The organism is Flavobacterium sp. UBA4197 (genome assembly GCF_002379575.1).
In the GTDB taxonomy this organism is placed as follows: domain Bacteria; phylum Bacteroidota; class Bacteroidia; order Flavobacteriales; family Flavobacteriaceae; genus Flavobacterium; species Flavobacterium inviolabile.
The window spans coordinates 331,176-352,118 of the sequence record NZ_DFUB01000015.1 but is presented as its reverse complement, the minus strand read 5'-3'; the positions used below and the strand labels follow the sequence as shown (position 1 = coordinate 352,118).

Genomic DNA, 20,943 nt, shown 5'->3' with positions numbered 1-20,943 from the left:
AGCGGAAAATAATTTTCCACTGACGGGATTTCTTGCTTTTATATTATAAATTTATCTTAAAATGACAGTATATTAACCCCGGTTACTTTCATAAATACGCATTATTTTATAACTTACACAAATCGTAAAATCCCTATAAAAAAGCCTATGCTAACAGCCGAAACAGTAACTAATGCCTCACACCATTTATATCCTTTAATCAGTGATTTGGGATTAATCTTAATGACAGCCGGAGTATCGGTTTTATTATTTAAAAAGATCAGACAGCCCCTTGTTTTAGGATATTTAGTTGCAGGTTTTTTAGCCGGAAATAACTTTGACTTCTTCCCTTCCATAACCGACATCAAAAGCGTTGAAGTCTGGGCAGAAATCGGGGTAATCTTCCTGCTGTTCAGTCTTGGTCTTGAATTTAGCTTTAAAAAACTGATGAAAGTGGGCGGCACCGCCTCGATAACCGCCATAGTTCAGATCATCTCGATGATTTTTGTGGGTTACCTGTCCGGACAATGGATGGGCTGGTCCCAAATGGACAGTATCTTTTTGGGAGCCATATTATCCATGTCATCCACCACCATTATCCTCAGGGCTTTTGACGAACTGAATGTCAAAGGAAAAAAATATGCCGGAATTGTATTTGGCGCTTTAATTGTAGAAGACATCGTTGCCATCTTACTGATGGTTCTATTATCGACCATTGCGGTAAGCCAGCAATTTTCCGGAGGAGAGTTGTTTGAGTCCGTTTTAAAGCTCTTATTCTTCTTAATCTTATGGTTTGTAGGCGGAATCTTCTTCATTCCTACTTTATTAAAAAAAGCAAAGAATTTACTAAACGAAGAAACCCTGTTAATCATCTCGTTAGCTTTGTGTTTAATGATGGTTATTTTAGCAACAAATGCCGGATTTTCTCCTGCTTTGGGTGCTTTTATCATGGGTTCCATCATTGCCGAAACCACTCAGGCCGAAAGAATCGAACACCTGATCAAACCGGTAAAAGACCTGTTTGGTGCCGTGTTCTTCGTATCGGTAGGAATGTTAATCAATCCGGATACACTTGTGGAATATGCCTTACCGGTATTCCTGATAACCTTAATTACAATCTTTGGAAAAACCATCAGTACCGCTGCCGGAGCCTTAATTTCCGGGCAACCGTTAAAACAATCGGTACAGGCCGGTATGAGCTTGGCGCAAATCGGGGAGTTCTCCTTTATTATTGCTACTTTGGGTATGACCTTAAAAGTAACCAGCGATTTCCTTTATCCTATAGTGGTAGCGGTTTCTGCCGTAACCACATTTACCACACCGTTCATGATTAAAATGTCGCTTCCCGTTTATGAAAAACTGGAAAAGATACTGCCTCAAAAGTGGGTTACAGCCATTGATACGTACAGTACAAACTCCCAGTCGATTAAAGCGACCAGCAACTGGCAGATTGTATTAAAAGCAAAACTGACACAGATTGTTATCAACTCGGTAATTATCATCGCGATTATACTCTTATCGGACAGGTATATTTCACCGCTGGTAGCCGATTCCAAATTTGGTAATGCCGTTGCCGCGCTGATTACCTTAGTGATCATAGCCCCTTTCCTATGGGCGCTTTCACTGAGAAGAGTTGCCGAAAAAGCAATGGATGAACTGCGTAAAGAACGCAAATACCGTGGCCCGCTAATCATGCTGATCTTAACCCGTATGGGACTTGCCTTGTTCTTTATCGGGTTTTTACTAAACAACTTCTTCTCACCCATAGTAGCCTTTTTAGCCTTAATTATCGCAACGGCATCGTATTTTATTTTCCCTAAAAAGCTGCACGCCCAATATGAAAAAATAGAAAATCACTTCCTTAAGAATTTCAATGACCGAGAAATCGCCAGAGCACAGAAAACAAGAGACGATTTAACTCCCTGGGATGGTCACATGGCAAATTTTGAAATTGCCAAAGAATCCAACCTTGCCGGTAAGAAATTACAGGACTTGAAAGTACGTGAAAAATTAGGCGTTAATATCGCCTTTATTAAGCGTGGGGAAATCATGATCAATATACCAACCCGGACGGAACGTTTATTCCCCGGAGATGAGATTTGTGTGATCGGAACGGACGATCAGGTGCAGAACTTTAAAGCCTATCTGGACCAGAACGAAATTGAAGTACCGGAAACGGTAGCCGATGCCCAAATTGTTTTACAGCAATATGAGCTTAATAACGAAGATTTTATCGGGAAAAGCATCCGCGAATCGCAATTGCGGGAAAAAACCGGCGGTCTGGTTGTGGGTATCGAACGCAACGGCGAACGTATCTTAAATCCGGAATCGCATTTAGTGCTGGAAAAGAATGATATTTTATGGTTAGTGGGCGATAAAAAACTATTATCCTCTTTCTTTAAAAACTAATGCCAAAAAAAAGACCGTTTCAAAATTGAAACGGTCTTTTTTTTATGTCCTGTAAATATTATCTGGAATAGTTAGGAGCTTCTTTTGTAATGGTTACATTATGCGGATGACTTTCCCCGATTCCGCTGGCTGTAATTCTCACAAATCTTCCGGTTTCCTGCAGCGTTGCAATGTCTTTAGCACCACAATATCCCATACCGGCACGAAGTCCGCCTACAAACTGAAGCATGCTTTCGTTCAACTCTCCTTTGTATGGTACACGTCCAACGATTCCTTCCGGTACTAATTTCTTAACATCGTCTTCCACATCCTGGAAATAACGGTCTTTAGAACCTTCCTTCATCGCTTCAACCGATCCCATTCCTCTATATGACTTGAATTTTCTTCCTTCAAAAATAATGGTTTCACCCGGTGATTCTTTTGTTCCTGCTAAAAGCGATCCCAGCATTACACAGTCGGCACCGGCAGCAATTGCTTTCGGAATATCACCTGTATAACGGATACCGCCATCGGCAATAACCGGAACACCGGTTCCTTTTAAAGCAGCAGCTACTTCTAAAACCGCCGAAAACTGAGGGAATCCAACACCTGCAACCACACGGGTAGTACAGATAGAACCCGGTCCGATACCTACTTTTACAGCATCGGCACCATTTTGGGCTAAATATAAAGCCGCTTCCGGTGTTGCAATATTACCTACAACAACATCCAGTTCCGGGAATTTTTGTTTTACTAATTTTAAAACATCAACCACTCCTTTTGTATGCCCGTGTGCTGTATCGATAATCACCGCATCCACACCGGCATTAACCAAAGCCGTAGCTCTGTCCACCGCATCTGCCGTAACGCCTAAAGCAGCCGCAACTCTTAATCGCCCGAACTTGTCTTTATTTGCATTAGGTTTTTGCGTTAATTTTGTAATATCTCTGAAAGTAATTAAACCGACTAATTTATTGTCTTTGTTAACTACCGGTAGTTTTTCGATTTTATTGGCCTGTAAAATTTCTTCTGCAGTTGCTAACGTTGTTCCTTCGCCAGCCGTTACCAGATTCTGAGAAGTCATTACCTCAATAATGGAACGGGCATTGTCTTTTTCAAAACGCAAATCGCGATTGGTAACAATTCCTTTTAAAATCTGATTGTCATCTACAACCGGAATTCCGCCGATACTGAATTCACGCATTGCCAGTTTAGCATCACCTACAGTCGCATTAAGTGGTAAAGTAACCGGATCGATAATCATTCCTGATTCGGCACGTTTTACTTTACGAACTTCACCAGCCTGCTGCTCAATGGTCATATTTTTATGCAAAACACCAATACCGCCTTCCTGTGCCATAGCAATAGCCATTGCACTTTCGGTAACCGTATCCATCGCTGCGGAAACAACAGGAACGTTTAAAGTGATGTTTTTTGAAAATCTCGTTTTGATACTTACTTCTCTGGGAAGTATTTCTGAATAATTTGGAACTAGTAGAACATCATCGTAGGTTAGACCTTCCCCGATAATTTTAGCTGTGTGTGCTTTCATTTGCAATTTGTAGTTGAATTGCATGCAAATATAACACATTTATCCTTTTTGATAAAATGGTTTTAACGAAATATTAAAAAAACAAGCTGTTTTTCTAAAAAAAATGTATACGCTTAAAAGAATTAATGATAAACGGTGAAAATTTTCAAAGCTTCATTATAAGCACTCTCAAAACTCATCGGACTTAGTCCTGTATCTGCTTTTTGAGAAGTGAAATAGGAAAGCATCTTTTCTGTAGGCATGTTTCCGGTTAAATCGTCTTTTGCCATCGGGCAGCCGCCGAATCCCTGGATGGCACCATCGAATCTTCTGCAGCCGGCTTTGTAAGCCGCATCTACTTTTTCAAACCATTTATCGGGAGTGGTATGCAGGTGTGCACCAAATTCGATATGCGGGTATTTTGGGATCAGGTTGGAAAACAAATAAGAAATCACATCCGGTGTGGAAGAACCTACCGTATCCGAAAGCGAAAGGATTTTCACGCCCATATCCGACAATTTTTCCGTCCATTCGCCAACGATTTCCACATTCCACGGATCACCGTAAGGATTGCCGAATCCCATTGATAAATAGGCCACTACTTCCTTATTGGTAGCTTTGGCAATATCCAGAATCTCCTGCAGGGTCACTAACGATTCTGCTATGGTTTTATGCGTATTCCGCATCTGGAAGTTCTCCGATATCGAAAAAGGGAATCCCAGATATTTGATTTCCGGAAATTGGGAGGCATTTACCGCTCCCTGTGTATTTGCTATTATGGCCAGTAATTTACTTTTTGTCTGCGACAAGTCCAGTTTTGCTAAAACTTCGGCAGTATCCTGCATTTGCGGAATTGCCTTAGCCGAAACAAAACTTCCAAAATCGATGGTGTCAAAACCCACACGCAACAGGGATTGTATGTACTGTACCTTCTTTTCTGTAGGAATAAACTCTTTAATACCCTGCATGGCATCTCGCGGACATTCTATGATTTTAACGTGTTCCATAATGTTTCAAAGATAGTGGAAAGTTGACAATTTTCAAATAAGACCATGCTTCCGGAATGGTTTGCGGCTGCTTTTGTTAAGCATCCGCATCCAAAACAATCACGTTCAGCCGGTTAGCCGCTTTGAATTTTTACAGCACCACAAAGTTTAACATATCAAGGTTTACCCTTAATCGTTAACCCTTAAATATTTCAATCCAGGATTATTGCTGATTTAGTATTTTTTTGTTTATCGCTTTTATCAGCGCCGGGCCTTCATAGATAAATCCGGTATACAATTGCACCAGACTGGCTCCTGCATTCAGTTTTTCCAGGGCATCTTCGGCAGAATGGATTCCTCCTACTCCGATAATCGGGAAGGCTTTTCCGCTTTTTTCCGAAAGAAAGCGAATCACTTCGGTCGCTCGTTGCGTTAACGGCTTACCGGAAAGTCCGCCGGTTTCGGTTTTGTTTTCAGAAACCAGGCCGTCACGCGATATGGTCGTATTGGTCGCGATAACGCCGGCAATCTGTGTTACCTTAACAATATCAATAATATCCAGTAACTGATCGTTTGTTAAATCCGGTGCTATTTTCAGCAAAACAGGCTTCGGTTTTACTTTCGTCAGGTTTTTGTTTTGCAGTGTCTGTAACAAATTGGTCAGCGGTTCTTTATCCTGCAACGCTCTCAGATTGGGTGTATTGGGAGAACTCACATTAACCACAAAGTAATCAACATAATCGAATAAGGCATCAAAGCAGATTTCATAATCGCTTGTGGCTTCTTCATTAGGCGTGATCTTATTTTTTCCGATATTCCCGCCTATCAGTACCCCATTGTTTTTTTTCAGTCTTTCAACCGCTTCCAGAACACCGCCATTATTAAATCCCATTCTGTTAATCAGCGCACTGTCGCCCTGCAAACGGAACAATCGTTTTTTCGGATTTCCGTCCTGTGCTTTAGGTGTTAACGTACCGATTTCGATAAAACCGAATCCTAAACCGGAAAGTTCTTTATACAACCGGGCATCTTTATCAAATCCTGCTGCCAGCCCTACCGGGTTTTTGAATTTTAAGCCGAATACTTCCCGTTCAAGCCGCGGGTCATTTACCCCGTAAAGGGATTTCATTATGGACGGAAAGCCAGGGATTTTATTAGCAAAACGTATTGCTGAAAAGGTAAAATGATGAATCTTTTCCGGATCGAAACAGAAAAGAACAGGTCTGATAATTGATTTGTACATAAGTGTTGTGTTGTTGTGCAAAAATAGAAAATATTTGCGATGCACAAGAAATTAAACGACGGCTTCAAAAACTATGGCTTTCTATTTTATTTTAAAAAGAATGGGACTATATTTGCTAAAAATCGAATTTTATGAATGCCTTACAGTCTATAATTGAGCAAGCATGGGAAAACCGTGCGTTATTACAGGAAGAAAAAACCACCAACGCTATCCGGGAAGTTATCGAATTACTGGATTCCGGAAAACTACGAGTTGCCGAGCCTGTAACGGACGGATGGCAGGTAAACGAGTGGGTAAAAAAAGCTGTAGTAATGTACTTCCCGATCCAGAAAATGGAGACTTTGGAGGCAGGAATATTTGAATATCACGACAAAATGCCTTTAAAAAGAGGGTATGCCGAAAAAGGAATCCGTGTGGTTCCGAATGCCGTAGCCAGACACGGTGCCTATATTTCCAGTGGTGTTATTTTAATGCCGAGTTATGTTAATATCGGTGCTTATGTAGATGAAGGAACGATGGTAGATACCTGGGCAACCGTTGGAAGCTGTGCCCAAATAGGGAAACACGTCCACCTGAGCGGCGGTGTTGGTATTGGCGGTGTATTGGAACCGTTACAGGCAGCTCCGGTAATCATTGAAGACGGTGCTTTTATCGGCTCCAGATGTATTGTTGTAGAAGGCGTTCGCGTGGAAAAAGAAGCGGTATTAGGCGCTAACGTATGCCTGACAGCATCTACCAAAATTATCGATGTTACCGGTGAAACACCCGTAGAAATGAAAGGTGTGGTTCCGGCGCGTTCGGTTGTGATTCCGGGTAGTTATACCAAAAAATTTGCCGCCGGCGAATACCAGGTTCCCTGCGCTTTAATCATCGGAACAAGAAAACCTTCAACAGATTTAAAAACATCATTGAACAACGCCCTTAGAGAGTACGACGTTGCTATATAATGAAATGAATGTTAACCCAAAAATATCGGCGTTAGCCATAATTTTAAATGAAGAAGACAATATTCGGGATTACCTCCACAATATGTCTTTTGCAGATGAAATAATTGTAGTTGACTCCTACAGTAGCGATAAAACCTTAAGCATAATTGCCGAAGATTTTCCGCATGTTAAGGTCGTACAGCGCGAATTCGATGATTTTTCAAGTCAGCGTAATTTTGCTATTGGCTTAGCTTCAAACGACTGGATTACCTTTTTTGATGCCGATGAACGCGTTACCGAAAACGGAATCCGGGAAATTAAGGCTATCGTTGCTTCCGGTACGGAAGAAGTTGCCTTTTGGGTAAAAAGAACGTTTTATTATTCTGAAAAGCCCATGTTTTACGGCGGTCAGAATCAGGATAAAGCCATTCGTTTATTTAAAAAATCAAAGTGTAAATATTCCGATAAATTAGTGCACGAGCAACTGATTTCAAACGGAAAAACCGGTATTTTAAAAGAGATCATCCATCATTATTCTTTTAAAAATAAAGAAAACTTTTTAGGAAAGCGGCTGCAATACTCCAGGCTGAGAGCACAGGAGCTTTACCTGAGAGATAAAAAACCGAATGCTTTCCATTTTTATATCAAACCGGCTTTTCGTTTTTTTAAACATTATATAATCGAGTTTGGTTTTTTAAATGGAGCCCAGGGAATATCTTTGGCAAAAATAATGTCACAGCACGTTTATATGCGCTATGTTTATTTACAGCAACTGCACGAAAAACTGTCGGCTCCGTCCGGCGGGAAGCTTGCTATCGGATATGAAGCCAAACGTGTTTTTCACAACCGGACAGGTTTAGGCAACTACAGCCGGGATTTGGTGCGTATTCTGAGTCATTTTTACCCGGAAAACAGCTATTTCCTTTACAACCCGAAACCCGCCGGAAAAAAGCTTTTCACTACAGAAGCCGAGAATATTTCCGAAAAATTGCCGACAGGCTGGTTCAACCGCAAATTTTATAATATCTGGCGACAGTTTACCATTGTTTCCGATCTGAAAAAAGACGGAATCAGAATATTTCACGGACTGTCCGGCGAATTACCATCCGGCCTCAAAAAAGCGGGTATTAAAAGTACGGTGACCATTCATGATTTAATTTTCATGCGTTATCCGGAGTTTTACTCCTACTTTGACCGGAAAATACATTTTTATAAGTTCAAAAAGGCGGCTAAAAATGCCGACAGGGTAATTGCCATCAGTGAGCAGACAAAGGAGGATATTATCCGTTTCCTGTCTGTCCCGGCATCCAAAATAGACGTTATCTATCAGGGCTGTCAGGATGTCTTTAAAGAAAGCTTTACCGAAACAGAAAAACAGGCTGTAGCGGAGAAATTCCATTTACCCAAACAGTTTGTGCTGAATGTTGGTACAGTGGAAGCCCGGAAAAATGTCCTTATCGCTGTAAAAGCCATTAAAAATATCGACACGCATCTGGTTATTATCGGCAGTGAAACGGCTTATACCAAAGAAGTCAAAAAATATATCGAAACACATCAGCTCCAGGAAAAAGTTATTTTCCTGAAAGGACTAAGCAGCAAAGAATTAGCCATTACTTACCAGCTGGCTACCATTTTTATTTACCCGTCCCTATTTGAAGGCTTCGGAATCCCGATTGTAGAGGCTTTATATTCCAGAACACCTGTTATTACTACTAATTCCGGTGTTTTCCCGGAAGCAGGTGGCCCTGACAGTATTTATGCTGATCCGACAAATAGTGCCGAAATAGCCTCAAAAATAGAATTACTTTTAAATGATGCCGAATTAAGAAAAGAGATAACGGAAAAAGGTTATATGTTTGTACAGAAATTTAACGATTCCGTGATTGCTGATAAAATAATAACGTTGTATAATTCTCTTTAAAAAAAAATCAATAGTTTCGTTTTACAGAACGAATCATAAACAGAAAAAAATCCCCCCACATGAAAGTCGCCGGTTTTACTTTTATCCGCAATGCGGTCCAAAACGATTACTCCATTGTAGAGGCCATCACGTCTATATTGCCAATTTGTGATGAATTCGTTGTAGCACATGGAAATTCCACTGATACTACACTAGATCTGATTAAAAGTATCAACTCCCCTAAAATCAGAATCATCCAGACCGTTTGGGATGATACGGTTCGTGAAGGCGGAAAAACGTTTGCTCTGGAAACCGATAAGGCTTTTCACGCAATCAGTCCGGATATGGACTGGGCATTTTATATTCAGGGTGACGAATGTGTACATGAAAAATACCTGGATACCATTAAAAAAGAGATGGAGATCTGCCTGAATGACGATCAGGTGCAAGGATTATTATTCAATTACACCCATTTTTACGGTTCTTACGATTATTATGCCCACTCCAGAAGATGGTACCGCAGAGAGATCAGGGTGATCCGGAATTTACCCGGAATGCAGTCTTATAAGGACGCACAGGGATTCCGCTATAAAGGAGAAAAATTAAAAGTAAAGCATATTGACGCGTCCATTTATCACTATGGCTGGGTAAAACCGCCAAGCGGCCTGAAAACCAAAGTAAAAAATACCGGTCGTTTTTATAACAGCGATGATGAATGGATTGACAAAACCTATAATGAAAATTACCAATTTGACTATGGAAATGCAGAAAGGTTATTAAACTTTAAAGACACCCATCCTAAAGTTTTTCAGGACAGGGTTTCCCGCAGCAACTGGAAATTTTCATTTGATCCGACAAAATTAAGCAGCAATTTAAACTTCAGAAGAAAATTTTTAGCTAAAATTGAAGATTTAACCGGTATGCGTTTGTTTGAATACAAAAACTATATCATCGTAAAAAGAAGTTAAACAACATTGTAATGTCTCAAAACAATAACGTCAAGATCAGTGGTTTGATAATCACCTACAACGAAGAGAAAAACATTCGGGAAGTTATCGAATGTCTGGATTTCGTAGAGGAAATTATTGTACTGGATTCTTTCAGCAGTGACCGTACTGTTGAAATTGCTGCCTCATATCCAAAAGTAAAAGTCATTCAGAACAAATTTTTAGACTATACTTCGCAGCGGAATCTGGCTCTTAAAAATGCTTCCAACAACTGGGTCTTATTTTTAGATGCCGATGAAAGAATTACTCCGGAATTAAAAGAAGAAATCCTGAATGAGGTAAACAAACCCGAAACCAGGGATGCTTATTTTTTCCTGAGAAAATTCTATTTTAACCAAAAACCGATACATTTTTCCGGTACTCAAACCGATAAAAATTACAGACTCTTTAAAAAGGAAAAAGCCCATTATATCCCTGAAAGGCTGGTACATGAAACCTTAAAAGTGGACGGAACAGTAGGCATATTGAAAAACAAACTACTGCATTATTCCTACGACAACTATGAGGTTTATAAAAAGAAAATGATTAATTACGGTGTATTAAAAGGGAAAGAGCTTTTCCTGAAAGGAAAAAAATACAGCATTTTCACGCATTACCTGAAAACCGTTTTTAAATTCATAAGAGCATATCTGCTCCGTCTGGGAATTTTAGACGGGAAAAGCGGGTTTATTCTTTCCTATTTACAGGCTTTAAGTGTACACCACACCTATAAATCGTTAAAAATAACCCAAAAACAAAATATATAACTGATTCTCACGATATAAGTCATAGATAATAAAACTTTTATTTTTTTAATTAACATACCCTGATGAACAAAAAAATTTGTTTGATAAGCTTCGATAACTGGCAGTATGACAAATACATTATCAAGTCATTACAGCATAAAAATATTGATGCCTATCATATCAATCTAGGAAGTTATAAACATGCCAATTTATTATCTAGGGTCATTAACTCATTCTCTAAAATATTCCTGAGAATAAACTTAAAGACTAAGAAAAAACAGGAACATATCCTTGCCGAACTTCAGAAGAACGGCATGCATGATATTATCCTGGTTATCAATCCCGATGTTATTGAACTGGCTTATCACCAACAAATTAAACAGCATACCAAAAAATATATCGCTTATTTATACGACAGCCTGCACCGGTGTCCTGTAGATCATTTGCTGAAAGCCGATTTATTTGATGAGATTTATTCTTTTGATGAAGAAGATGCGAAAGCCAATAACTTCACCAAAATGAATAACTATATCTATTTTGACAAACAGGAAATCCCTGCCGAAAAACCAAAATACAAAGCGATAACTGTTTCCTCTTTCGATAAACGCTTCCCGGTATACAATGCTATTGCGAACCAGCTGGAAAAAATGCAGTATCCGTTCAATTTCATTTTTGTGAGCCATAATATGCGGTTTAAAAAACTGAAATTCAATTCTAAAGCAGCAGCAGATCTAAAAACCAACAAGCTTTTAAAATTCCAGTCTAAAAAAATCAGACTGAAACAGCTGTTAAAACTATATGCCGAAGCCGAAGTTATTTTTGACATTGTCCAAAACAGGCAAACCGGACTGAGTTTCAGGGTTTTTGAAGCCATGGGAATGCAGAAAAAACTGATTACGGATAATAAATCCATCACCAAATATCCTTTTTACAATCCGCAGAACATCCTGATTGTGGACAGGGATAATCCGGTTATTGAAAAAGATTTTTTAGAAACGCCCTATCAGCCCATACCCTATGAGATCTACAATCAGTACACTATAGATACCTGGGTTAATAAAATTTTTAAACTGTAATTCAACTATATGAACATCCTGATCCTCACAAGAGAATACAAGCACCCTTTATTGCCACCCTGCGGCGGAACCGGTAATTTCAATGCATTACTGGCCAAAGAACTGGTTAAAAGAGGGCACAAGGTTCAGGTATTCGGTGTGTTGAAGACCAATATCGATTTTGAAGACGAAGGGGTTCAGGTACACTATATCAAAAGCCTGTTTAAAAGGAATGTTTTTTTAAATTTTCTGAGATCCATTACCCAGAAAATTCCTTTTCTGATGCCGTATCACTTTCAGTTACATGAAAGAGAGAAAAAGGACATCAGCAAAAAGCTCTATTCTTTTATAAAGAAACAGCAGCTCTCCGTTGATATCATTGAAAATCATGACTTTGAAGGACTTTCGTTATTTCTGGACAGCTCCATTCCCTATGTTGTAAGATGCCACGGTTCTTTTTCGGTACTGGAAAAATATTTCCATTACAAGGTGGAAGCCGGGCGGAAACATTGCGAAAGAGAGGCCTTTAAAAAGGCTAAAAACGTAATTGCCGTTTCAAAATTCTCGGAGCAGGTCAACCGGGAACTATTTGGTGTTCCTGATTTCAAACTGATTTACAACGGGATCAATGTTCAGGAATTTCAACGGGATACGACTGTAAATACGATCCCCTATTCCCTGTTTTATATGGGGAACTGTTCGGTCGAAAAAGGAGCCGATACGGCTTTTAAAGCGTTTCAGATTCTGGCAAAGCAGTTTCCGGAAGCCACTTTACATTATGTTGGCAGAGCGACACCTTATCAGGAAGAACTGCAGCAGGATATTAAAGCGGCCGCTTTAACCGAAAAAGTTATTTTCCACGGCTATCAGCCCAAAGAAAGCATTATCAGACTGCTTAGCAGTGCCAACGTGATTATCTGTCCTTCCAAAGGGGAGAATTTCAGTCTGGCATTACTGGAAGCTCTGGCGCTCTCCAAACCGGTCGTTACTTCGGGTATCGATTCTTTTAAAGAAGTAATTGTTTCGGGCGATAACGGTTTTATCTGTGAAACCGAAAACGATTATGTAACACATATCAGCGATTTGTTCAAAAATCCGGCGCTGGCTGGCGAAATAGCCAAAAATGCCCGAAAAACAGTAGTGGAAAACTTCAGTATCGAAAAGATGATGACCGAAACGGAAGACTACTATACAGCTGTAATTCAAAAACATTCTTAACTTTCCAAAACGAACCTTTCTTTTACCTACCATGACAAAGCCAACACTATCCGTAATTATGCCGGTTTTCAATGCCGAAAAATACCTGCAGGAAGCCATTGACAGTATCCTGAATCAGACATTTTCCGATTTTGAACTCCTGATTCTGAACGATAAATCGACCGACAACAGTAAAGCGATTATTGAAAAGAATGCGGCCAAAGACCCGCGTATTGTTTTTATTGATAAGGTTGTAAATGTTGGCCCTGCCAATTTAAGAAATGAAGGTTTTGAAACGGCACAAGGTACATTTGTTGCGTTAATGGATGCCGACGATATTTCCAAACCGGATCGTTTTGCCAAACAGATAGACGCTTTAACCCAAAATCCTGAAATTGGGGTTTGCGCAACTTTTTATACGCTTTTCAGAGAAAACGGAAAACGCCAGTTAATCAGTGTTCCAACGCAGCATGCCGACATTAAAAGGGCCTTCCTTTTCTACAATCCTATTGGAAATCCAACAATTATGCTTCGAAAAGAGGCGTTAAAAGATTTCCGTTTTGACAATGATTTTGTTCCTATAGAAGACTATGAGCTTTGGAACCGACTGCTTGATGAAACCACATACATAAACCTGCCGGAATCTCTGTTGGATTACCGCTGGCATGACACGAACATCAGTCAGACCAAAATTGACAATGTTAATCGTGCCTTACAGAAAATCCGCCTGGCACAGCTGGAAAAGAATTTTGGCATTGCCGCTACCCATCCCAACATTAACGGTTTTTTGAATGCCCTTGATTTTAAAAGAGGTTTAGCGCCCGAAGCGATCATTGGTACCATTGAAGCTGCCAAAGCCTTGTTTGCCATTAACAACAGGGAGCATCTTTACAACGAAAAAGCGTTTGAGAAGCAGATTACCCAAATTGTAGTGCGAACTATCCGGAAATCTAAAGAATACAACAAATCGTTCCTGAACTATCTGAAAACCGACGGTAAGGTTTTCTATCAGAAAGTAAAATGGATCGACAGAATAGTGATTATGTTGAAATCGTTACGATAGCTTTTATTGTCCGGAGAATTTTTTGACATAATATCTTGCTTTTCTCCAGATTCGGCTTGCCCGTATCCGTTTTCCTCTGTAAGTACCTCCCGCAATATTAATCGGCTCATAGTATTTATAATCGAATCCAAAGCTCTCATTCCAATAACCATATTTTAAAGTCGCTTCTTTATCAATCATCGGAAAAACAAAATTATCATCGTTGATAGCGGAAATTACTTCTTCATGGTTTTTAGGAATAAAAACACAATTTAGCTTTTCATAGGCTGCATGCCCTAATAATATCACATTTTTACCGGCAAATGCAGCTTCTGCTCCTACAGTAGAACCAAATACGATTATGATATCACTTTTATTAATCAGTGCATAAGTATCAATACTGTCTTCTGCTTTTATAATTTCTATTGAAGGGTATTTTTTCTCAATCTCGTTTTCTATAAATCGATTTTGACTATTATCCAGGCCTTTTAAATTAGGATGTACACGCAAATATAACTTTACCTTATCATTGTCCTTCAGGCTTTCACATATTCTTTTTATACCTTCATTATCATTAGGGTAAAAATAGGGTCCGAAACCTTCAAGGCCTTCATATTCATCTAATGACGAGTTAAAAATCGTTACAATTTTCCTGTCGGTATTAATACTCGCTGGCAGATTCCCTTCCTGTTGTTCCTTTGTAAAGGAATACCAGGCATCTTCTACTCTTTTTATTCTATTCAAATAGAACATTTTACCAATTTCGACTTTATCATCGACGGCGTTCTCCCACAAGTATTCCATTTCCTCAGAAACGGTTTGTATGGAATGCGGTATGGAATTGACTCTAAATAGAAATCTATTTATTTTCCCTCCTCTTTCATGAGTTGCATAGTCCAGTTTTCTTTCCTGGCATACTCTCAGAAGCGGCCTGTTTTCTATAAATCTTCCATTAAAGAAGATGACCAGATCCGGTTTAATCTTATCAATAACTAATTGAAATGTTTCATATAAATAGGCTCCGGTTAAAAGGCCTCTAAAAATAAAATCCTTATGTTCTTTTACATCCGGTTCATGGTTTCTTGTATATGAAACCAATGACGAAGCAGTAGCCATTCCGGAATCGTATGTTTTGAATGTGAACTTTTTTAATGACTGAATATCTTCAAAAGCATCAGGTGCATGGAATTGTTTCGTTTTAAACGCTTCCATATTTAAAAAATCTTTATAGTGAAGAACATGTAGATTTTCTCCTTTCTGATTTATCTTCTGTATAAATTTAGAGCTGTTTAAAACTCTGGAATAGCAAACTTTACAATCAACACCAATATGTTTGGGGTTTTCAAAACATACTTTAAAATCGCTTTTACAGATAAGCCAATATATCGTATTTCCTTGTTCTAAAAGCCGTTCTACGATTTCCATCTCCGTTTCTAAATGCGGCGTAGGATGATAGGTAGTCTGTACAAGGATTGTTTTATTGAAAATAGAATCTATATTGGTCATTCGAAAAGATATTGAAATGTAATTTTATTTATTGTCTGCAAAATTTAATTGCATAGGTGTTCCTTTAGCTAAATCAACCAAAGCTTTTGTTCCGATTAATTCATTATAATATTTTGGATGTACTCCAAAACCCGGACGAACGGAACGCAGGTTTTTAGCCGTAAAAACGTCTCCGGCTTTTATATCTTCTGCAATATATAAAGAACGGCTGAACTCTCTTCCTTTAACTTGTTTTTCGGTTAATTCATAATCTACCGTACCAGAAGCTTTTTCAGCTTCCCTAACCGCTTTTACCATTGCGGTAAACTCTTCTTCATTCATTGAGAACGAAGCATCCGGTCCTCCGATGGCACGATCAATTATAAAGTGTTTCTCTATGATTTTTGCGCCAAAAACCGTTGCTACAATAGGAACCGTACTTCCCATGGTGTGATCCGAAAGACCACTGATCACGCCGTATCTTTCGCTTAAATCCTTAACCATACACATGTTTGCCTCTTCTATTGGAGCAGGATAACTGGAAGTACATTTCAATAAGGCAACCTGTGTATTTCCTTTTCTTTTACAGGCATCTAAAGCTAACTCAATGTCTTCCTGTACAGCAATTCCCGTTGAAATTATAACGGGTTTTCCCTTTGATGCTACATACTCAATTAATGGAATGTCTGTAATTTCAAAAGAAGCAATTTTATAAGCCGGTGTATTCAGTTCTTCCAGTAAATCTACCGAACTGAAATCGAAAGGAGATGAAAAACAAATCAAGCCTTCTTTTTTAGCTGCTTCAAATATTTCCTTATGCCATTCCCAGGGTGTGTAAGCTTCCTTGTATAGATCATAAAGGTATTTTCCATCCCAGATAGTTCCTTGTTTTAAACGAAAATCATCCGTTTTAACATCTAAAGTTATTGTATCGGCTGTATAAGTCTGTAATTTGATGGCATCCGCACCCGCTCTTTTGGCTGCTTTTACTGTTGCCAATGCGTTATCCAGGCTGCCATTATGGTTTGCAGACAACTCTGCAATAATAAAAACCGGGCTTTTTTCATCAATGTGAAAAGTGTCTATATGGAATGACTTTGTCATGATTATTCAATTGAAATTTCAAATTTACTATTTTCTTTGTCTTCAGTTTCTAAAAAACCTAATGCCCTGAAGGCTTTTAAAGACGGAATATTATCCTTGATAACAAAACCAATAATTGTATTACCCGATAATCCTGTTTCTGAAACAAGCTGTTTCAGATAATCTACTCCTTTTTTAAGGATTTCTTTACCCAATCCATATCCGTGATAATCCGTTCCCAATAAATAGCTTATAACAAAATTTCCCGCTACACGATCAAACCGTATGGATCCTACGGGTTTATTTGCTATTTCTGCTATCAGATATATACATTCCGGATTATTAACCTTCGATTGGAACCACGCGACATGTTCTTCCCGCAAAATTTCATTTTTATTAAATGAAAACCGGCGTATTTCCGGATCTTTTGCCCATAAAAAAGTAGTTTCAGCGTCTTCAATCGTTGCCAGGCGCAAATTCATGCCCTTATGCATCTTTATTCTTTTAAAGATCTTTAAAAGCCTTTCACCAGATAATCCGTCTATAACATTTTTATTCAAAGGTACTCTGTTTACTGCCTTTTGAACAGCTTCGTTTAATTCCTTTGGTTCAAAATCATGGGCATCATAAAAACAATTTTCATTTTTATATGCACTATAGATAAATTTCTGATTTTCAACATAAGTCCCGGAAATCACATTGCAGCCTACCGAAAGCACTTCATTTAAAATTCCACTTGAAGGTACAACTGCCAAATCTGATGCCACCATAAGCTCCATTATCTTTCTCTCATCAATACCGTGAAAATGTTCAATTCTTTTATCAGAATCAATAACGGTTTTCAGCTTGTTTATCTGTTCAAATGCAACTCCGGTAACAACAATAATCCGTTTAAAAACAGGAAATGCCGTTATTGTAGCGACTGTCTTTTCCGTAAGATTTTTAAAGTCTGAACCTCCGAAACAGATAAAAACAGTTTCCAGGTTTGCAACCGCTTTCTTATTTCTTGCCTGCTCTAAAAACAACGGTCTTAATAGGGCATATTCCGGTCCTAATGCAAATTGAGTCGTTACAAGTGCATTATAGTTACCCGGGTTAACATTAGGCGCATGATTAATGATAAGGTCTGCAACATACTCTTTATCAAACAGATCATCAATGCAAACTAATGTTGCCGCTGTATTTTTTATACTTTCCTGATATGCTAAATCAAAATGATAACCATCCAGGACAACAATGTCATTCTTTGTTGGTAAACTCAAAAAAACGGCTTCATTTTCAATTTCCAGCAATTGAAAACGCGCCTCTTCCAGATCCTTTTTTATTTTATCCGGAATACATCTACACACAAAAGTGATTGAAAAATCGGATTGAAGCATTTGTGCCAATGCAAAACACCGTATTAAGTGCCCCAATCCTATTTGCGAATTTCCATCAACTCTTATATAGATATTCATATTTATAATGTTTTTCTGAAAACAGCTTTTGCAGGATTACCAATCAAAAATTGTTCGTATCCTTCTTTTAATGCCTGTTTGTATATTTCCAATGATTCTCCGAAGGCTTTAGCAAAGTAATATACATCGTCTTCTGTATGAGAAAAGCAGGGTACAAATGCCCCCTGGAACAATACTCCTCTTTTTATCATTTCCTGCATAAAAAGTGTTCTATATCCCTGGCTGAATACTTTGTTATTATCTTTAAAAACAAAAAATGGCATCCAATCTGCTGCTACAACTTCTACATAATCCGTTAATTCATTTTCGATCACCAATTGTTTGCATAAATCGGATAGTTTTTTTCCAATTTGATGGTTGTGTGCAATTACATCTTTTTCCCGGTATTCTTTTATTGTGGCTATTGCAGCGGCCAAACCATGTGTTTCGCCACCATGCGTAGTCGATATTAAAAATACTTTTTCTTCTCCTTCGCGTGTAATGCCTCCTAATTCCATAACCTCTTTGGTTCCGGTCAAGGCACAAAATGAAAATCCATTTGCGATCCCTTTGCCCCAGGTAGCCATATCGGGTACAAGGTTGAATTTTGTAATTGTTCCCGGAAAATCGGTTTTAAAACCGGTTACCATCTCATCAGCAATAAATAATGCTCCATTGGCATGACAAAGTTCAATGGCTTCTTTTAAAAAGGTTTCTACTTTAAAATCCGGATTATTCAAATGCGGATAGTTTCCTTTTTCCGGTTCGGTAATAACACAGGCAATTTGATTCGGATATTGCTCAAACAGCCTTTTTAAGGATTCTATATTAAACGATTCAAACGTTACAGACAGTTTAGAAATATCTTCCGGTATTCCTTTGTTGCAAGCTGTAGAACCAATAAACCAATCATCATAACTATAAAACGGGTGATCACCGGGAAACGCTATCAGGTTCCGTCCTGTTTTTGCTCTTGCAAGTTTAACTGCTGCAGTCGTAACAATAGATCCGTTTTTTGAAAACTTAATCATATCATGCCCGGGAACCAATTCTAAAAAGGTTTCGGCCATTTCTTTTTCTAAAGCAGAAGGACGTTGAAAATTGACTCCGTTTTCCAATTCTTCCTTAACGGCATCAAGTACCGGGCTATAGGCATGACCTAAGCTAACACTGGTTAATCCCATTGAGCAATCTAAAAACTCATTTCCGTCTACATCCCATATATGCGAGCCTTTGCCTCTTGCAATGGCTGCTGGCGATAAAATCGGGAACTGATCGTCTCCTTTCGAATAAGTATGACTTCCTCCGGGAATCAGCTTGTGAATTGCTTTTCTATATTCATCTGAAGCTTTGAAATTTGTAATATTTCTTAGCGCTATTTCGTTAAATTTACTTTTCATATAACCTTCGTTTCTAAAAATAGAATGATTAATATTCTGAATTGTTTTATGTTGTACTAAATAATCCGCATAGGTCTGCCATGGCAAATCGGATCCTAAAGTTTCTATTAAATGTCTGACCACTTCAAAATCGGATGCCTCATCAACAGTGATTCGCAATGAAGCATACGCTTTATCGATATTTTCATTGGCAATTTTAGTTTGTGTATTTCTTCTGATGTATGGTGTTACATGTTCTCTGTCTGCAATAGCAGTAGCTAACTCCCAGGCTTCTTCCAGTGCTTTAAAACTAAAAACCTCAACGTCCAGTCCGTCCGGATAAGCTTCCTGAGATTGATTTGAATGATAATCCAGTTTGTTTTCCAAACAAAACCGGATGGTTTCATCTATTAGAACCGGATCAATCAACGGACAATCGGAAGTGATCCGAACGACATAATCAGGTTTTTCATCTTTTACAGCGCTATAAAACCTGTCCAGAACATCGTTTAAACTTCCTTTATAGCTTTCAATATTCAGATTTGCCGCAATATTACAAATCGCATCTGATCCCTCTTCATTTGTTGTCGCGACCAACCATTTGTTGACCAATACTGATTGTCCAGCCCGTGTTAAGTGATAGGCTAATAAGGGTATATCGTTTATGGTCAGTAATACTTTTCCAGGCAAACGCGAAGAGCCGATTCTTGCTTGTGTTACTCCGATTATTTTCACCAGTTAACAGGATTTAGTAATGTTTTATTTTTAATCGCAATCGTTTCTATCCTTGAAAACAGGTCGTTTTCCAAACGCCAATCTGAAACTGCCCGGATATTTTCTTTTAATTGAGCAGTAGTATCAACGCCAATAACAACCTGGTCTATAAACGGGTTTGCAACAGCATAATTCAAAGCTACATCGCTAACGGTTACATTATTTTCTTTACAGATATTATGTAATTCCAGTAATGCCGGTTTTAAATCGCTCAGTTTTTCCGGCAATCCTTCCGGATCCATAAAGTATAATCCCTGTAAAAAAACGGAACGAACATGAATTTCTGTCCCAAATCCTTTTAATACCTGAAATTTATTCGCAAACTTTCTATCCAGAATGCTATACGGCAGCTGTACGATATCCGGAATACAATTTAGTGCTATAAGGCGCTCCAACTGCTCCGGACTGTAAAGTGAAAATCCGATTTTATTAATTTTCTTTTCCTCTTTTGCCTTTAATAATGTTTCCCATAAAAAAGGATTTTCGATTAATGTATCAGCATTGTGAGCCAGATAACCATAAACAGCTGAACAGTTTAACTTATCTAAAGACAGGGAAAGAACATTCTGCAATTCATCATTTGTTTTTACAGCCGGGAATTTTGTGATGATATTAAACCTGTTTTCTGAAAATAGCCCAAGACGTTCCTCTGCATTACCATAAGCATGCGCAGTATCCAAATAGTTGATATCATGTTCCTTTGCTGTTGCAAGAATACTTTTCAGTTCTTCATCTGCCGGTACACCATGTGTATTTGCAATACCATAATTGATACCGAATTGAACCGTTCCGAGTGTTATTTTCAAA

16 protein-coding genes are annotated in these 20,943 nt (G+C 38.6%); 8 read left to right on the top strand and 8 right to left on the bottom strand.

Features of this window, described 5'->3' with window-relative positions:
- The first annotated feature begins 147 nt into the window (after positions 1-147).
- Positions 148-2,388 carry a cation:proton antiporter gene (locus B3394_RS09110; protein WP_273243604.1) on the top strand — a complete coding sequence of 747 codons (2,241 nt, stop codon included), beginning with the start codon at positions 148-150 and terminating at the stop codon, positions 2,386-2,388.
- Positions 2,389-2,446: 58 nt separating this feature from the next.
- Here B3394_RS09110 and guaB read toward each other — a convergent pair whose 3' ends face one another.
- The 3 genes from guaB to B3394_RS09095 all read right to left on the bottom strand — a co-directional run bounded on the left by guaB (position 2,447) and on the right by B3394_RS09095 (position 6,127).
- Complete coding sequence (guaB, locus tag B3394_RS09105; protein WP_177735484.1) at positions 2,447-3,919, bottom strand: IMP dehydrogenase; 1,473 nt, start codon at positions 3,917-3,919, stop codon at positions 2,447-2,449.
- Between the two features lie 122 nt (positions 3,920-4,041).
- Positions 4,042-4,905, bottom strand: a complete 864-nt coding sequence (locus tag B3394_RS09100) for a hydroxymethylglutaryl-CoA lyase (protein WP_177735486.1) — start codon at positions 4,903-4,905, stop codon at positions 4,042-4,044.
- A 202-nt stretch (positions 4,906-5,107) separates the two neighbouring features.
- Entirely contained in the window at positions 5,108-6,127 is a 1,020-nt protein-coding gene (locus tag B3394_RS09095; RefSeq protein ID WP_286915426.1) for a quinone-dependent dihydroorotate dehydrogenase, read from the bottom strand.
- Between the two features lie 131 nt (positions 6,128-6,258).
- Here B3394_RS09095 and B3394_RS09090 point away from each other — a divergent pair, with 131 nt between their 5' ends.
- The 7 genes from B3394_RS09090 to B3394_RS09055 all read left to right on the top strand — a co-directional run bounded on the left by B3394_RS09090 (position 6,259) and on the right by B3394_RS09055 (position 14,000).
- Entirely contained in the window at positions 6,259-7,074 is an 816-nt protein-coding gene (locus B3394_RS09090) for a 2,3,4,5-tetrahydropyridine-2,6-dicarboxylate N-succinyltransferase (RefSeq protein ID WP_286915425.1), read from the top strand.
- A 4-nt stretch (positions 7,075-7,078) separates the two neighbouring features.
- On the top strand, positions 7,079-8,974 hold the full coding sequence (locus tag B3394_RS18120; RefSeq protein WP_349677595.1) for a glycosyltransferase: 1,896 nt from the start codon (positions 7,079-7,081) through the stop codon (positions 8,972-8,974).
- 59 nt (positions 8,975-9,033) lie between these two features.
- On the top strand, positions 9,034-9,921 hold the full coding sequence (locus B3394_RS09075) for a glycosyltransferase family 2 protein (RefSeq protein WP_286915424.1): 888 nt from the start codon (positions 9,034-9,036) through the stop codon (positions 9,919-9,921).
- Between the two features lie 11 nt (positions 9,922-9,932).
- Positions 9,933-10,706 (top strand): glycosyltransferase family 2 protein, encoded by a 774-nt coding sequence (locus B3394_RS09070; protein WP_286915421.1) that lies wholly within the window; start codon positions 9,933-9,935, stop codon positions 10,704-10,706.
- Positions 10,707-10,768: 62 nt separating this feature from the next.
- Positions 10,769-11,761: a hypothetical protein gene (locus tag B3394_RS09065; RefSeq protein ID WP_286915414.1), complete on the top strand. Its 993-nt coding sequence runs from the start codon at positions 10,769-10,771 to the stop codon at positions 11,759-11,761.
- Positions 11,762-11,770: 9 nt separating this feature from the next.
- Positions 11,771-12,958 carry a glycosyltransferase family 4 protein gene (locus tag B3394_RS09060; protein ID WP_286915412.1) on the top strand — a complete coding sequence of 396 codons (1,188 nt, stop codon included), beginning with the start codon at positions 11,771-11,773 and terminating at the stop codon, positions 12,956-12,958.
- A gap of 31 nt (positions 12,959-12,989) precedes the next feature.
- The gene (locus tag B3394_RS09055; protein ID WP_273243617.1) at positions 12,990-14,000 is read left to right on the top strand and encodes a glycosyltransferase family 2 protein; all 1,011 of its coding nucleotides are present in this window, start codon (positions 12,990-12,992) and stop codon (positions 13,998-14,000) included.
- 3 nt (positions 14,001-14,003) lie between these two features.
- Here the strand turns inward: B3394_RS09055 and B3394_RS09050 are convergent, their stop codons facing one another.
- The 5 genes from B3394_RS09050 to B3394_RS09030 are packed head-to-tail and all read right to left on the bottom strand — an operon-like array spanning position 14,004 to position 20,942.
- Complete coding sequence (locus tag B3394_RS09050) at positions 14,004-15,485, bottom strand: hypothetical protein (protein ID WP_286915410.1); 1,482 nt, start codon at positions 15,483-15,485, stop codon at positions 14,004-14,006.
- Positions 15,486-15,509: 24 nt separating this feature from the next.
- Complete coding sequence (gene pseI, locus B3394_RS09045) at positions 15,510-16,568, bottom strand: pseudaminic acid synthase (protein WP_177735505.1); 1,059 nt, start codon at positions 16,566-16,568, stop codon at positions 15,510-15,512.
- Positions 16,569-16,570: 2 nt separating this feature from the next.
- A complete protein-coding gene (gene pseG, locus B3394_RS09040) occupies positions 16,571-18,004 on the bottom strand; it encodes a UDP-2,4-diacetamido-2,4,6-trideoxy-beta-L-altropyranose hydrolase (RefSeq protein ID WP_273243621.1) in 1,434 nt (477 codons plus the stop codon).
- 2 nt (positions 18,005-18,006) lie between these two features.
- Positions 18,007-20,097 (bottom strand): glutamate-1-semialdehyde 2,1-aminomutase, encoded by a 2,091-nt coding sequence (locus B3394_RS09035; protein ID WP_286915407.1) that lies wholly within the window; start codon positions 20,095-20,097, stop codon positions 18,007-18,009.
- Complete coding sequence (locus tag B3394_RS09030) at positions 20,094-20,942, bottom strand: aldo/keto reductase (RefSeq protein ID WP_286915405.1); 849 nt, start codon at positions 20,940-20,942, stop codon at positions 20,094-20,096. The genes B3394_RS09035 and B3394_RS09030 overlap by 4 nt, the downstream gene beginning before the upstream one ends.
- Between the last annotated feature and the right edge of the window lies 1 nt (position 20,943).